This is a genomic window from Moorena sp. SIO4A5 (assembly GCF_010672005.1).
Classification (GTDB): domain Bacteria; phylum Cyanobacteriota; class Cyanobacteriia; order Cyanobacteriales; family Coleofasciculaceae; genus Moorena.
Genome location: NZ_JAAHHZ010000058.1, coordinates 12670 through 27887 on the forward strand (window position 1 = coordinate 12670; position 15218 = coordinate 27887).

The 15218-nt window shown below is 44.3% G+C and carries 8 protein-coding genes; 3 read left to right on the top strand and 5 right to left on the bottom strand.

Features of this window, described 5'->3' with window-relative positions; all coding sequences use genetic code 11:
- Nucleotides 1-68: 68 nt before the first annotated feature.
- The gene (locus F6K57_RS18770) at nucleotides 69-641 is read right to left on the bottom strand and encodes a type IV pilin-like G/H family protein (RefSeq protein ID WP_293069863.1); all 573 of its coding nucleotides are present in this window, start codon (nucleotides 639-641) and stop codon (nucleotides 69-71) included.
- A gap of 1673 nt (nucleotides 642-2314) precedes the next feature.
- Between F6K57_RS18770 and F6K57_RS18775 the strand changes: the two genes are divergently transcribed.
- Nucleotides 2315-3121, top strand: coding sequence for a Uma2 family endonuclease (locus F6K57_RS18775; protein ID WP_293069864.1), 807 nt, complete (start codon nucleotides 2315-2317; stop codon nucleotides 3119-3121).
- On the opposite strand, the gene F6K57_RS18780 is transcribed toward F6K57_RS18775, so the two are convergent.
- Both F6K57_RS18780 and F6K57_RS18785 read right to left on the bottom strand, forming a co-directional pair.
- Complete coding sequence (locus F6K57_RS18780) at nucleotides 3092-3265, bottom strand: hypothetical protein (protein WP_293069866.1); 174 nt, start codon at nucleotides 3263-3265, stop codon at nucleotides 3092-3094. The genes F6K57_RS18775 and F6K57_RS18780 overlap by 30 nt on opposite strands.
- 107 nt (nucleotides 3266-3372) lie before the next feature.
- On the bottom strand, nucleotides 3373-4695 hold the full coding sequence (locus F6K57_RS18785) for a class I SAM-dependent methyltransferase (RefSeq protein WP_293069868.1): 1323 nt from the start codon (nucleotides 4693-4695) through the stop codon (nucleotides 3373-3375).
- 269 nt (nucleotides 4696-4964) lie between these two features.
- Here F6K57_RS18785 and F6K57_RS18790 point away from each other — a divergent pair, with 269 nt between their 5' ends.
- Together F6K57_RS18790 and F6K57_RS18795 are read left to right on the top strand one after the other, a co-directional pair.
- Nucleotides 4965-5528 (top strand): PEP-CTERM sorting domain-containing protein, encoded by a 564-nt coding sequence (locus tag F6K57_RS18790; protein WP_293017692.1) that lies wholly within the window; start codon nucleotides 4965-4967, stop codon nucleotides 5526-5528.
- A gap of 86 nt (nucleotides 5529-5614) precedes the next feature.
- The gene (locus tag F6K57_RS18795) at nucleotides 5615-5773 is read left to right on the top strand and encodes a hypothetical protein (protein ID WP_293017694.1); all 159 of its coding nucleotides are present in this window, start codon (nucleotides 5615-5617) and stop codon (nucleotides 5771-5773) included.
- Nucleotides 5774-5775: 2 nt separating this feature from the next.
- On the opposite strand, the gene F6K57_RS18800 is transcribed toward F6K57_RS18795, so the two are convergent.
- Both F6K57_RS18800 and F6K57_RS18805 read right to left on the bottom strand, forming a co-directional pair.
- Nucleotides 5776-11148: a CHAT domain-containing protein gene (locus F6K57_RS18800; RefSeq protein WP_293069870.1), complete on the bottom strand. Its 5373-nt coding sequence runs from the start codon at nucleotides 11146-11148 to the stop codon at nucleotides 5776-5778.
- 662 nt (nucleotides 11149-11810) lie between these two features.
- Complete coding sequence (locus F6K57_RS18805) at nucleotides 11811-15188, bottom strand: efflux RND transporter permease subunit (RefSeq protein ID WP_293069872.1); 3378 nt, start codon at nucleotides 15186-15188, stop codon at nucleotides 11811-11813.
- Nucleotides 15189-15218 lie beyond the last annotated feature (30 nt).

Sequence of the window (15218 nt, forward strand, 5' to 3'; positions counted from 1 at the left end):
TAACCAAATACGTAATTTGTGGTGATTAAAACTTTCCTCACCAAGGTTTTACCTAAGTATTAATCACCTTATAACGGTTTCCAGTCGGCTTCCGGGCAGCTAGGAACACCCTTCGCATCAACGTTGATCGCCCCCTCAGATCCCACTTGACCATCAAACCGACTAACTTTTTTTGCTTCACATAATACAGCCAACGTGGTTGTCTCACTGGTCTCTGTCTCACCTACGCTTGTGATGCCATAATATGCCTTAAGCGCAGACTCTGTGTCAATAGCTCCATCCTTATTTGGGTCTGCATAATTAGAGACGTTGCTGTTCTCATCGTCGCTTCTTAGCCCATACAAGTAGTTATCAGTCTCTGTGGCAATGCCAAGACCTAACTCACTAAAATCAGTCTCTTTAACTACAAATTTACTGTTTTCCAGGTAGTATGCTTGCTGAGCTCGATTCATAGAACCTACATAGGTTTTAGCTTCCGACTGCCTCGCCTTATTAGCTTGGTTCAAGAAAGAAGGCAGAGCAATGGCGGATAGAATTCCAATAATGATGATTACAACCAGTAGTTCAATTAGGGTAAAACCTTCGTCTTGCTTTTTCTGGGTCAGGTGCTGTAGCAGTTTAACTTTTAGATCAGTTTTCATAAGTCTTTCTGGAGGTGTGGGATGCTGATTTGTTGTAAGTATTCAGCGGTCAGTGGTCAGTGGTCAGTGGTCAGCTTATTTTATTCAAAAGTCAAGTAATGTGGCACAGGCTTCCAGCCTGTGATCACCCATAAGCTGAAAGCTGTTCGCGTAGCGTGCGCGTAGCGCTAATCGCTGACCGCTGATAGCTGAATGCTTATGAATTGTTTTCTTCTAGACTTAACTTACCCACTTGTTTCAATTTTCATATCATCTAGGGGAAAAAATTTTTTGAGGTGTGGGGAGTCGGGAGTCGGGAGTCGGGAATCGGGAGTCGGGAGAGTAGATGTAGATATAGATGTAGGGTGGGCAGTGCATCAGCAATATAATATCAGCAAGCCATAGTTAAAGTAAGCACTGCCCACCACTGCTGCCCACGAAAAGATGAATGGGATTGACCTTGGCCAAAAGGCCACGCTTTGGCCTACGGCCTCCGCTGCGCGAACGCGAACGCATATCTGACATCAAACGGTAATGGTGGGCAAAATTTCGATGATCTAGATTTCTCCAGAGCACCAAAGTGTTTTTGCCCACCCTACAAGCTAGATTAATCCGATTGACCGATACTTTTTAGCTACCAAAGTCTACCAATATAAACTTTAGCCCGCCAATGCAAGCTGATTCGAACGCCAGGGGGTATCTCCCAAAGCACAAAGAAATATTCCTCGTGCGCCATTAAATTTCTAGAACCAGATCCAATGTCACTACAAAACCCTTGGTTTTCGGGAAATTTTAATTAAGACAAGGTCGTGGCACTAATATTATAGTTAAAGTATAGCAAATTACTTGAGGCTTTGGCAACCTTTGTGATACTTTTGCCTACTGTCCACTAACCTTTGGTTACGCTTCACGATCGCAAATCTCAAATAAACCAGGTTGATGAAAGATAGCGCTATAATTAAGCCGTCAACCTGCTAACCTTCAGTTGTGGGGATCCCCCTCCCGTCCCCCTTAATAAGGGGGAAGCTAGAGATGATAAAGAGGAGCGATGGTTCCCGATACTTTTTAGCTACCAAAATCTACAAAACGAAGAGCTTGGCTCACGCTTTGCAAGCTGCCAAAGCAGCCAGGGGGTATCTCCCAAGGCTAAACCCAGACAAAGCCCGGCTTAGCGCATAAATGAAACTCCACTCTGGACAATTAACGTAACTACCAAAACCTTGGTTATCGGCTTTAATTTAAGTTACAAAGTATCTTTAATGGAATTAAATCTATGCTTAAAGTCTAACTCATCTTTGTAGATATTGCAATGTTTTTGTATAAAATAACCAACAGCAGCTAGCCCCCTTGTTAAGGCAGGGCTGTTTCAAACTTTAGTAAGTTAACGATTATTGGAGATAGGGGGATAGGGGGATAGGGGGATAGGGAAATAAACTAAAATTTACCTAAAAATGCCCAAATTTAGTCATTAAAATCTTACGAATTAACCGCCTTCAATCAACTCAAATCACTAACAATTTGTTAACGGCCTTGGTGTAAGGGAACGATAAATTTGCCCAAAATCCCGAGTATTAGTCCAAAATTCTCCCCATCTCCCCATCTCCCCATCTCCCCATCTATTTTTTGCGAGAATGAAACAGCCCTGCCCTTGTTAAGGGGGGTTAGGGGGGATCCTCTCTCAACACCTTCGAGCTATGGTTCAGTCCAACACCACCATTGACGAACAACTGCGCCCTTTTCCAGACCATACCCAATTGCCAGAATCTGATGGAACTTTTGTCAACAACTTTCAGAAACATCCCCAAAGCATTCTTCTGACTGACTCCATAGAGCCAGTCTTGCAAGAGCTTCACCCAGACAATCGCTATGCCATCGGTCAAGATTGTGGGATTTACTGGCGGGAGACTAACCCCCCCGAAAAAGGTGCAGAAGCCCCGGATTGGTTTTATGTGCCTGACGTGCCGCCCCGACTGGATGGCCAGATTAGACGCTCTTATGTACTGTGGCGGGAATATATAACACCTTTGATTGCCCTAGAGTTTGCATCGGGTACAGGGGCGGAAGAACGGGATCAAACACCGTTGCAAGCAGTAGATGGCAAGGTTCAAAAACCAGGTAAATTCTGGGTATACGAGAAAATTATTCGCATTCCCTATTACGGTATATTTATGATCAATACCGGGGAGTTGGAAGTGTACCACTGGGAAGATGGCACCTACGAGCGCCTGAGTCCTAACGAGCGCAACCACTATCCCATTAATAGAATGAATGTAGAACTAGGGGTGTGGCGAGGCACGTATCTCGGTCTAGCGGAACAACCTTGGTTGCGATGGTGGGATCGAGAGGGAAATCTACTATTGACTGGCCAGGAGCGAGCAGCGTATGCGGAGGCTCAAGTCCAGCAGGAGCAACAAAAGCGGCAACAGTTGGTAGCACAATTAAAGGCTCTTAGTCCGGAACAACTTCAGGCATTAGGAATCGATGCGGGACTTTTGGAGTAGGGAGTAGGGAGTAGGGAGTAGGGAGTAGGGAGTAGGGAGTAGGGAGTAGGGAGTAGGGAGTAGGGAGTAGGGAGTAGGGAATCGGGAATCGGGAATCGGGAATCGGGAATCGGGAATCGGGAATCGGGAATCGGGAACCTTCAACCTTCAACCTACCAACCTTCAACCTTCAACAAACTAACCTTCAACCTCCTAACCTTCAACCTTCAACCTACCAACCTTCAACCTACAAACCTTCAACCTTCAACCTCCTAACCTTCAACCAATACGTATCCATAATTCTCCAATCCCATCAATGCCTCTTTCACCGTATCAAACGCCTTCTGATCAGATATGGACTCCAGTGTTACCGGATCCACTGGGCGCAATCTCTGCCATCGTTCTACTAAAGATGGCATCGACTGAGGGGAATCGAATAGGGGTAATAGACAAGAGGCAACGGCACTGTCTACCAGAGATTGAACTCCACTCACTGGCAGATACCTACTGATTTCAAAAGGCTGTAATTCAGTAATAGCTTTGAGCATGTCTTGTTTAACGTCTAGTATATTCAGCTGAGGATGGAGATGTACTTTAGCCTTCTGCCAATCGGACATTGTCCACTCGGAAATTGGGGTAAAGGATTGGCCTTGGTCCGGGTGTCCACACCAGAAATCCAGGAGCCGATGAACAGGATGTAATAGCTCAAACAAATGCAGTCGGTCTTCCACAGAAATATCTGGCAAGCTCATCGCTAAAAACACTGGCAAATTATCTGGTTCTTTGAATAGACTCATTAAATCCCATTGTCGCCAATGAACCATACTGATAAATTCTAGATTAGCCTCTCTTAAGCCAGCGAATAAATCAGGAATAGTGTAGCCTTTATCCCCTTGGAAAAGATAGTTCATTAAAACTCTCTCTTTTCCGTCTTCTCCCTCATATTTATGATTCCAGGTTTGAGCTTTTAGATCAACATTATTTTTTAACGCTTTCATCGTATCTAAAGCAATTTCAATTTCCATATCTTCAGGATTGTCATCAAATAATCCCATCAGATGGAAGACTTCTTGGGCTCGAAAATACAAATGACGCTGATGCTTACTGTGTAGATTGCTGCGAATAATTCCCTCAGGCTTCAAAACCGCTTTCATGGCTTTCAGGGCAACGGCTGGATCAGGAAATAAATACAGTAGCTCGTCGCAATTAATATAATCAAATTCCCAACCATTGCTAGGTAAGTCATAAATAGAAAGCTGATGAAATTCTGCCTCTTCAAATCCATAATGGCTTAAGCGTTTACGGGCTAAATCCAGAGACTGATCCGAGATATCAATCCCAATAATTTTGGCTCCGGGATTAGCTTCTGCTAAGGTTAATGTGCCGTATCCCGTGCCACAGCCAGCATCTAATATAACTTTCTGGTCTGGATTAATGACTTGGTGATTTCTTAAATAATAGGGAGTAATTAAATTATGGAAATAAAGTAAGCTTAGCTGCTTTTTTGGGGAGCGGTCGATGGGAATTCTGGGATAGGGGCCAAAATCAAATTGTTGGCGAATTTTTTCTTGTAATTCAGCGGCGTTTGTATCCATAAGTAGGGAGTAGGGAGTAGAGAGTAGGGAATCGGGAGTCGGGAGTCGGGAGTCGGGGCGAGATTAATGGGATTGACCTTGGCCAAAAGGCCACGCTACGCGAATGGTCACGCGGGGTGCGTTCGCTTCTGAGCTGAATTCCTACAAGCTCAATTATTAAAAGCCTTCACAATCTTGAAGATAAGCTTCATGATAAGTTTATCAAAAATTTATAAAAAATGTCCAGATTGTTTGGTAGTATGACATAGGAAAATTAATCAGGGATTTAGATGGCTGAATTATCATCATCATTAGCTGTCACCAAAGGGATGGCTCAAAAATTAGCTATGACTACAGCATCAGCAGCATTGATGACTGTGGCAATGTCTAGTGCAGCCCAGGCAATTACACTAGTTAAAAATGTAGTTGTTAAGCCCCCCGTTGGTGAGGAACCTACTGCCCAACTTTGTCTTCCTTTTTGTGAAACTGGGGATTCCATTACCACAGATGTTGGGCGTAGAGTAGTAATTGAAAATAACATCGACAAGACCTTAACCAGTATACTCTACACAATTCCTGCCGAAGAAGATGCAGCCTGGAGTAAGGAAAGTATTTCTGATATTTTCAGCGAACTCATCTTCTCTAAGGATATGAAAAAACTGTTGCTAACCTCAGGAAGTGTTGCTCCTGGTGAGGCAGTTCTTGCTTTTCGAGAAGCTGATCAAAATGTGACCTTTGACATTACCGTGTTTTATGACGGAGCCTCGGCTACCGTTCCTGAACCAACAACTGTATTAGGTCTATTAGCTGTAGGTGCCTTAACTGCTACGTCAGCTGTGAAGAAGAAGCTTTAGGTCTGATTTGGGGGAGTGTGGGGAGATGGGGAGATGGGGAGATAGGGAGATGGGGAGATAGGGAGATAGGGAGATAGGGAGGATAAATGCGATTGACCTTGGCCAAAAGGCCACGCTACGCGAATGGTCACGCGGGGCGCGATCGCTTCTTCAACTATTCTCCACTCCCTACTCCCGATTCCCGATTCCCGATTCCCTACTCCCTACTCCCTACTCCCTACTCCCTACTCCCTACTCCCTTCTAAAACTACCAAGGATTCCCCACAATAGTAAACCATGCCCAATAGTAAGGATGGGATAGTTTCTTATTACTGTTATCCTTAAGCATCTCGACTTGAGCTAGTCTTAAGGCTTCTGCTTTTCTAGGAACTATATTTAAATGGTCATAAAATGACTTCAGGAGTTTAAACGTTCCATTTTGAGGCACGGCTAACAAACTAGCTAAAACCGATTGCACTTTGGCTTGATAGGCAAATCCAGCAAATCCTAATTCATACTGTTCATTGCCAAGGGCGGTATCACAAGCACTTAAAACCAATAAATTTACCGGTGGTTGCTCTAATCCCAGGGTCTCAAATTTTCCTAATCCTAACCGTTTTTTTCCGAACTGAATGTAGGAATCACTAGCATTAGACCGAAATTTACCATGGGTTCCTAAATGAAGGATATTAAAAGATTTATGATTAATTTCATCCTGAAGATTAGCCACGGTAAAGTTGTCGTTTTCTAGGGCTTTAGCTGACCAAGTATCCACAAGATGCTGGATTAGTTTGGGCACATAGGGTAAGTCTCGATGCTGGTCAAATTTTGCTGTACCCATCGCCAGCACTGGCGCATTTCTGACATCGGTATAGTGGGTATCGGTCAAGCTCAAACTAGGGACTAAACCAACACTGTATTTTTCCACAATAAAGCTTTTGCCATCATGGAGTGCTGCTAAGGGGAGAGACTGCAAGCTTTTATCCATCACAAACACCAAGTTATTGATGTTTTGTTCATCTAATGTCTTCTGGAGGGGTTTAATCAGTAATTGATAGAGTTGTTGAGATTTAGCTAAGTCTTCTGGTCGAAACACCCCTGCTCTGGGAGATGCTACACTATCCCGGAATGATTCAGCTAAGGCTAACACTTGCTCCCGGCTGGTATTAGCAATCCGTTTGTAGATCATGTTGCCTTGGCTAGTTACCAATACCAGTTCCAACGGAGCATTAGGCTTTGGCTCTACAATTACATTGGGATTGATGTTGAGGAATTCGGTTTTCAAGACAACGTCTCGTCCTGGTAAATTTCCATAATTCCGAAAAAAGACATAGATCAGTGCCGGTCTAGCATCGGTAACTTGTTCAATTTCCTTGAGTTCTGTTTGAATGTCTTTTGCTGTTTTAATTTCAGGAACAGATGACTCCCCTTGACCGGTGGCTTCGGTGGCTTGACTGGTGGCTTGACCGGTGACTTGACTGGTAAAATAATCCTCTAGTTGATAGACTAGCATTTCTTTGGACAATGCTTCAGTTTCTTCTATCATCACTGTTGGGAGTATTTCCTGTGGTAACTCAGGTAAATCTGGCTCACTATTGGTTACTTCAGTATTACTAGTATTATTACTAGTATTAGGAGATGACTGAGTAATTAGCTGAGTAATCAGTTGAATCTGACTGGGAAAATTCCCCTGAGTATAGGACTCCAGAAACCGTTGCGTTGGCAAAATAGCATTGTCGATGCCAGTGGTAATGGCTCCAGCAGTACCATTGAGGGTAGCATCCCCTACGGTAAAGGGTATGGAACTAGCTCCGCCATTATGTCGGATGATGACCGACCCTCCTGCCACTCCGCCGCTAGTGGAAATACTAGCTGTGGTCTGATTGCGATCGCTAAAAGTATCGGTAGCTCGGAAAAATCGACCAGCGGTAATATCCACATCACCACCACTACCGTTTTCTCCCCCTTGAGCATTAATCGCACTAACTTCCACATCCCCAATCGGGTCGATTAGCACATTTCCGCCATCCCCAAAACTACCGCTAGTATTAATTACGCCAGTCTTGATGGTAGTAAAGGCATTGATAACCAGATCACCCCCACTAATACCAAAAGTGTTTAGGTTGTCGGTGAATACCTCTCCATTGCTAGCGGTAAGCTTAATATCGGAGCCATTGGTGATAATGTTCCCAACTGCAATGCTTTGATTGGCCTCTAGAGTAATGGAAGCATTGTCTATGCCTTGAATTGTGCCATTGCCAATGATGGCACCTGACCCGGCTGGGGCTTGAATGGTTACTGGGTCTTGGAAAGTGACCCCAGTTTCAGCAATGGTGATGTTAGCGCTACTGTTAGGATTACCGATAGTGATAGCAGTAAAGCCATCTTGCAGGAGGTTGATTTCTTGGGAAGTTAGTGCTAAGGTTGATGAATTGCCGGTATCACTGCCACCAATTGCGATCGCTTGATCAGCGCTGAATGGTTCTAACGTAATGGTGGCATTCCCTTGGACTGTACCGTTAAGGTTAATTTCATCAGCAGTTAGGGTAATATCTCCTAGGGGAATAGTGCTGCCCACTGCCTGATTCAACTCAATGGTGCCAGTGCCAGCATTAACACTCAGGTCTTGATTACCGTCAACAGTGCCATCAAAAGTGATGTTACCGCTAGTGCTGCTGATGATAGCGCTAATATTAGCACTAGTATTACCAAGATTAAGGGGTTTGAGGAAACTAATGTTACCACTGCCAGATGTCACACTGCTATTGAGATTGATTTGATTAGTGTTGAATTCCCCAATTGAGATATTGCCTGAGCCCTGAGCACGGATGGGTTGATCAATAGTGATAGCACCAGGTATATCTTGTCCGAGACTAATGTTGCCATTATTAGCAGCGCTAATCCCATTCACACCAGCCACGGTAGTAATCACAGCATTGGGGTGTTGGAGGTTAAGGATAATATCGCCACTGTTGCGGGTAATAGCAGCAATATTTTTGACTTGAACATCTATACCATTAGCATCGGCGTAGCTAAATCCATTTTCAGCATCGAATAAAACTGCCCCTTGTTCCCCATCAATGGTTACTTCAGTCCCCAGATTATCAAAGATGGTACCAGCAGAGATAAATTGAGCTGTCTGATTATTAGCGAGTTGGACAGCAGGATTGGTGTCAGTGCTGAGAAAGTGAATATCCCCGCCTCTGACAATAACATTGAGATTGGCCTGACTCAGGTCAAAGTTGCGGATTCTTACATCACCGGTAAATTCAGGATTGCCAATGGTTAAGGTACCGGAAGTGCCTAGAGCGAGATTATTGAGCAAATTCGCTGTGGTGATTTGGAAGGTGCCACCAGCATCTTTCCCTATGCCCAAAGTAGTATTAGGGTCTTTTGGTTGGATAGTGATGCTTTCAGCCATCAACTGGGAAATCACTTCAATCCCGCCAGCGGTAATCAAAACATCTTTAATTTTACTGACTTGTAAGGGTTGGTCGGGATTGCCGAGACTGACTTGACCATCGGTATCAATAACTAGAGTGCTGGGGCTGTTGATGGGATTTTTGATAGTAATGTTACCGTTAGTAGCTGTGATTGCGATCGCTCCCCCATTGCCCGATGCGGAATCAGCATTGATACCGCTACCCCCACTATTGATGAAGGTATCACCACCTCTGGTAATTAAAGTAACATTACCAGCACTCTCCCCACCCAATGAATCGATGCTAGGAATTTGAATAGTAGGTTGATTTGTAGGTAATTTACTATTGCCATCAGCAATCAGGGTAATATCCCCTCCGCTACCAGTATTATTGCTGGAAGTATCCAAGCGATTATTCTTAGTGACTTCGATAGTGCTGCGAGAGTCAATCAGGATTTGTGGGGAATTAGGATTATCATTACTATTACTTAAACCACCGGTCTTAATGGTGTCAACTTGAATTGCACCAGTGGTTAATGCAGTATTAGGCAGATACTGATTGGTTAACCTGACCAATCCATCCCGAGCTACGGTAATATCGCTAACTTTGATATCTGCACTGGTGAAATTACTGATAACAGTATTACTAAAATCAGGAACAAGATTACCTGAGGTGTTTCCTGGAATTCCTCCTAGTTGTGTCCAATCAATCCCAGCTCTAATATCTAAGGTGGGCTGATTAGCACCATCAATCACCAAATTGCTTTGGTCAGAGACAGTGACATTAGCGAGATTAGCCAGAAAAGGATCGGAGTTGGTGGGACTAATCTTAGGATTAGGGTCATCACTAGGATTAATCGCAATCTCGCCTAAGGTAACACTACCCCCTGCTAAAATATGTAAGGAAGCGCCTTGGTAGTTGCCTAGACTGACATCACCATTTGCTAGAATGATGGAATCATCAGGACTAATCCAATTCCCTGGACTACCATCTAATTGCTCGATCCGAAAACTAGCCCCTGTTTGATAGCGAGTACTTCCTTGTATGGGATTAGCGGAACGCAGTACCATGTTTCCACCAGAGAAGAAACCGCTAGCCTGATTATTGAAGGTTGAAATCTCGATGGCTTGATTCCCCTGGATGGATAAATTGCCGAGGGCTTCAGCAATAAAGGGGCGCGCTAGAGTATCATGCGATCGCACTGTATTGCCAGCCAACAGATTCAAATCCCCAGTAGTAAATAGCTGGCTTTCGACTAAAGTCAGATTATTAGCAGCTGAGAGTGTAGCAGTCTTAGCGTTTACCTCCCGAGCCACCACATCACCCCTTTCTATTGGTAAACCAGAATCCGCAAGCTCTACTTTCCCATCTGGCTTCACCACAATCGGTGTCTGTAACCCTTCAACTCCCGCGGTCAACAAGGTTGGTAAATCCTGAGGTGTAAATGGTAGCTGCTCCCCATCAGCATCCGTTGGTAATTCAATTTCTATACTTAATAGGTGTCCTGGTTGGCTAATCCTAACTAAATTAGCACCATCTACAGCAGCCAGAGTAACCGTTCCGTTGGGAGCACTTACGTTTCCAGTAGTAATCACACTACCGCCGATTACGGTTAAATTATTCCCCTCTAGTACTTCCAGCTTACCAGCATTAATAATACTCCCTGGTTGATTCGAGTCAAAGGCCAAAGTCTTCGGATTACCGATTAAAGTTTGATAGTCATTTGACCCAAAGCTAGTGAACCAATTGTCTTCACCAAACCCAATCCGATTCGCTGTTGTTACGGTCAAATCACCTGGGACATTCAACCGAGCATTAGCACCAAACACCCATCCCGCTGGATTCATTAAAAATAAATTTGAGTTACCTCCAACTACCCGAATTAACCCGTCAACAATTGACGCTTCACCTCCAATCACCCGACCCACAATATTACGAATTTGGGGATTAGACAGAAACGTAACTGTCTGTTCTGCATTCAGACCAAGTTTTTCAAAACTATGGAATAAATTTGATCCATCTCCGGAAAATGTACCGCCGTCAACCGTCAAATCATTGCCATCAATTGTAATACTAGTGCCCGTTCCATCTGCGGCTGGTATAATAGAATCAGCCTTAGCAACATGGACAGGATATAGTATTGCTATACCTAAATAAATTTCTCCAACTAGAGAAAAAATTTTCCACAACCAGTTACTATGCCACCCAACAGCTTTCACGATTATATGCTCCCACTCAACCAATAACCTACACCAATCACCTCAAGTAATCATAACTTAGTTAATCCCTACTTAATCGCTATTTAATTGCTAATTAATACCACCACCTTAGGACAGTTAACTTGATAAATTTGAATTTATCAAGCAAGATAGTCACAGGTCATAATTATTAGTCAGTTACTAAATTTAGCGAAGTGCCGAAATTGTCATATTACTTACTTGTAATATTAATTGGTTAAAACAATCCGCCTCCCTTGTTTACTTCCTTTATTGGCGTGCTTGGCATTTTCGCGATTGATCAAACACCCCCCTTGCTCAAATCTTACCATCATCAGACTGGTGCGAATACTATCCAACCTATCACTACACCAACCAAACTCGTAATCAGGGAAGGGATATAACTTATGGGTAACTTATGGGTAACTTATGGGTTGATCAGGGGAAGGATTGATTGGTTTTGGTTAATACAATCAATAGGTAATTGACATCTGCATTATATTAATAAAATACCAACAATCAACTTTGTATAGTTAATTGTTATTCACCCTAGGCATAAGGATTCAGCCGTCAGCTATCAGCCAAGGGCTGATAGCTGACGGCTGTTCGCGTAGCGTGCGCGTAGCGCTAATCGCTGTTCGCTTACCTAGACATTTGTCGAGAGACTAGAATTTACCATTACTAGCAGCAACAGAAGTACCATTGCTCAAATACTGCTCAGGCTCTACCTCAACCTCTACTAGGTCTTGGGAATCTTGAGTGTTACTTCCAAATAGGGTCTTTCTTGTCCAACGAACTAAGTTATCGACATAGGTAAATAACACCGGCACCACCACCAAGGTTAGCAGAGTAGAAGTGGTAAATCCTCCAATCACGGCAATAGCCATCGGACTACGAACTTCACCGGCTGCTCCCCATTCCAAGGCAATGGGAATCATGCCAGCAACGGTGGAGACGGAGGTCATCAAAATCGGTCGCAAGCGACTGACTCCAGCTTGAATCACTGCTTTAAACTGGGGCATCCCTTCTTGCTGATGGGCTAAGGCAAAGTCTACCAAAAGAATGGCATTTTTGGTCACCAATCCCATTAGTAATACTATTCCGATCAGGGCAAACAGTCCCAATTCCTTCTGGCCTATCAACAGTCCCATTAAGGCTCCACCGATGGATAGGGGTAAAGCCACCAAAATCCCAAAGGGATAAAGAAAACTGTTGTACAACAGCACCAGAATGGCATAAATCGACAGCACTGCTAGCCCTAAGGCGCTGAAAAATCGACTGAATATGTCTCGCATAATCTTGGCATCCCCAGCGGGTTCCTCGGAAACTCCAGGGGGTAGGGGATTCATGGCAGGTAGGGATTTAACTTTTGCGATCGCATCTCCTAGAGAAATCCCTTGCAAGTTGCCTCCCAAAGACACCTGACGAGAACGATTAAAGCGGTCAATCTGGGCAGGTCCACTCCCTAAACGGATATCAGCTACGGCAGCAATCGGTACTAAAGTACCATTTTGACTGGGAACCCGCAGATTTTTAAGGGTTTCGATGTCATCCCTGGATGCTGGGTCAAGTTGAACACGAATCGGAATTTGTCGGTCAGGTAAGTCAAATTTAGCCAGATTTGACTCAAGATCTCCAATTAGGGCTAAAGAGGCAGTGCGTGCGATCGCTTGAACAGACACTCCTAAATCTGCAGCACGGGCAGGGTTAGGTACAATCACAATTTCTGGTTTAACTAGACTTTCACTAGAGGTAACTTCCACTAAACCAGGAATTTGACGCATCTGTTTTTCTAGAGCTTGGGCGGTTTGGGACAGCAGTTCACCATTTTCACTCTTGAGGATAATTGATAAATCCTGGTTAGAGCCTCGAGCCCCTTGACTACGGAATCTAACCCTCGCGCCAGGTATTTTCTGGAAATCCTCACGCATCTCCTGGCCAAATTCTCTTTGAGAGAGTTCCCGTTGGTCTTTGGGTAAGAGTTTGGCGTATACAATAGCAGAATTTACACCATCATCTCCAGCACTGGCCAGAACATTTTCCACAGCTGGGTTTGACTGCAACAACCGATTTGTTTCTTGAATGACCTCTATGGTTTCATTCAGCTCAGACCCCGGTGGCAGCTCAATGGATATCGTACTGACTCCAGTATCCCCATTACTAAACAAACCCTTGGGAATAAACTGTACAAGCTGCAAGCTACCGATGAAAAAAGCTACAGCTATCAACATCGTGGTAATCCGGTGCTTCAACGCCCAGGTTAATAGACCTCGATAAGGTTGTATGCGCCGGCTCTTATCGGTTGCAGGTTGTTCGGTTGCAGGTTGTTCGGTTGCAGGTTGTTCGGTTGCAGGTTGTTCGGTTGCAGGTTGAAGGTTATTGGGTTGAAGGTTATTGGGTTGAAGGTTATTGGGTTGAAGGTTATTGGGTTGAAGGTTATTGGGTTGAAGGTTATTGGGTTGAAGGTTATTGGGTTGAAGGTTATTGGGTTGAAGGTTATTGGGTTGATGGTTATTTTGCCAACTTTCAACCTTCAACTTGTCAACCTTCAATGCTTTTGATTTTGGCTTGAGCAAATAAGCGCTCAGCATCGGTGTCATTGTTGTAGCTACTAGGGTGGAAAACATAGTAGATACAGCAACGGTTACTCCAAAGGGTTGGAAGAATTGACCAGGGATACCCCCCATAAAGGCTACAGGAATAAATACCGCGACAATAGTTGCTGTGGTCGCTACTACAGCTAAACCAATTTCCCGCGCCCCATCCCAAGCTGCTTTCAAGGGTTTCTTACCCATATCCAAGTGCTGGTCGATATTTTCAATCATGCAAATGGCATCATCGACCAAGTTCCCTACTGCTAGGGCTAAACCCAGTAGGGTCATACCGTTGAGGGTATAGTTTAGGGATTTCATCACCAAAAAGGTGGGAATAATTGATAAAGGTAGAGCTACTGCTGTAATTAGAGTTACCCGCCAATTTCTTAGAAATATCCCCACGGTGAGTATGGTAAGTAGTGAACCGATAACCAGGGAATCGATGGTTGCTTGGTAGGACTCACGGATTGAATCAGCACGGGTGAAGATCAAGCGCAGTTCGATATCCTCTGGGAGGGTAGTTTTTAGTTGTTCAACAGCTTTGCTAACCCCTTCTTCCACCGAGACTAAACTGCTACCACTGCTCCGCAGTACAGAAAAGGCTACCACTGACTCCCCATTGAGATAGGCAGCTTTCCTAAGATCACCAAAGCCGTCTGTAACCTTTCCCAAACTGGAAAGGGTAACATTTGCGCCATCCGGGAGGACAATACGGTAGTTTTTCAACTCTTCCACGGTCTTGGCACTTCCGAGAGTCCGGACATTCTGTTCAGCGCCGCCGATGTTACCGCGACCACCGGGTAAGTTAATATTAAAAGTCCGAATTTGGTCATTAACTTGGGTAGCAGTGATACCAAAGGCTTGTAATCTAGCCGGGTCAAGGTCAACTCGAATTTCCCGGTCAACTCCTCCGAGTCGATCAATTTGGGCAACTCCCGGTACATTCACCAGATCACGGCTAATTTTCCGGTCAACTAGGTCACTCAACTCCTCCAGCGAGCGTTTGTCAGAAGCTACCGCATAGGTCATGACTGAACCCCCGGCAAATTCTAACCGCCTGACAATAGGTTCGTTGATATCTAGGGGCAAACTTTGGCGAATTTGAGCTACCGCATTGCGTACATCATTAGTGGCCTGATTGCTATCAGTTCCCAGGACAAAATTAATAATAGTGCTGGAGCTGCCATCAGTAACGGTGGAGGAGATTTGGTCAATATCTCCAAGGCTAGCAACAGCATCTTCAATTTTTTTGGTTACCTGGAATTCCAGTTCTGCCGGTCCTGCCCCTGGCTGGGTGACAGTAACCATCACCGCTGGAAGATCAATATTGGGAAGCTGATCAATTCCCAACTGGTTAAAGGAGAATAGACCAACTATTCCTAAAACCAGGAACATGACCAGAGTAGCAACCGGATTTTTAATTGACCAAGAGGAGACGTGGAAGGACATCTTATAAATAGTTGAAGGTTATTGGCTTGA

Bases quoted from the DNA above. Each gene is read 5' to 3' on its own strand.
- F6K57_RS18770 (WP_293069863.1), bottom strand. From the start codon at position 641: ATGAAAACTGATCTAAAAGTTAAACTGCTACAGCACCTGACCCAGAAA.
- F6K57_RS18775 (WP_293069864.1), top strand. From the start codon at position 2,315: ATGGTTCAGTCCAACACCACCATTGACGAACAACTGCGCCCTTTTCCA.
- F6K57_RS18785 (WP_293069868.1), bottom strand. From the start codon at position 4,695: ATGGATACAAACGCCGCTGAATTACAAGAAAAAATTCGCCAACAATTT.
- F6K57_RS18790 (WP_293017692.1), top strand. From the start codon at position 4,965: ATGGCTGAATTATCATCATCATTAGCTGTCACCAAAGGGATGGCTCAA.
- F6K57_RS18795 (WP_293017694.1), top strand. From the start codon at position 5,615: ATGCGATTGACCTTGGCCAAAAGGCCACGCTACGCGAATGGTCACGCG.
- F6K57_RS18805 (WP_293069872.1), bottom strand. From the start codon at position 15,188: ATGTCCTTCCACGTCTCCTCTTGGTCAATTAAAAATCCGGTTGCTACT.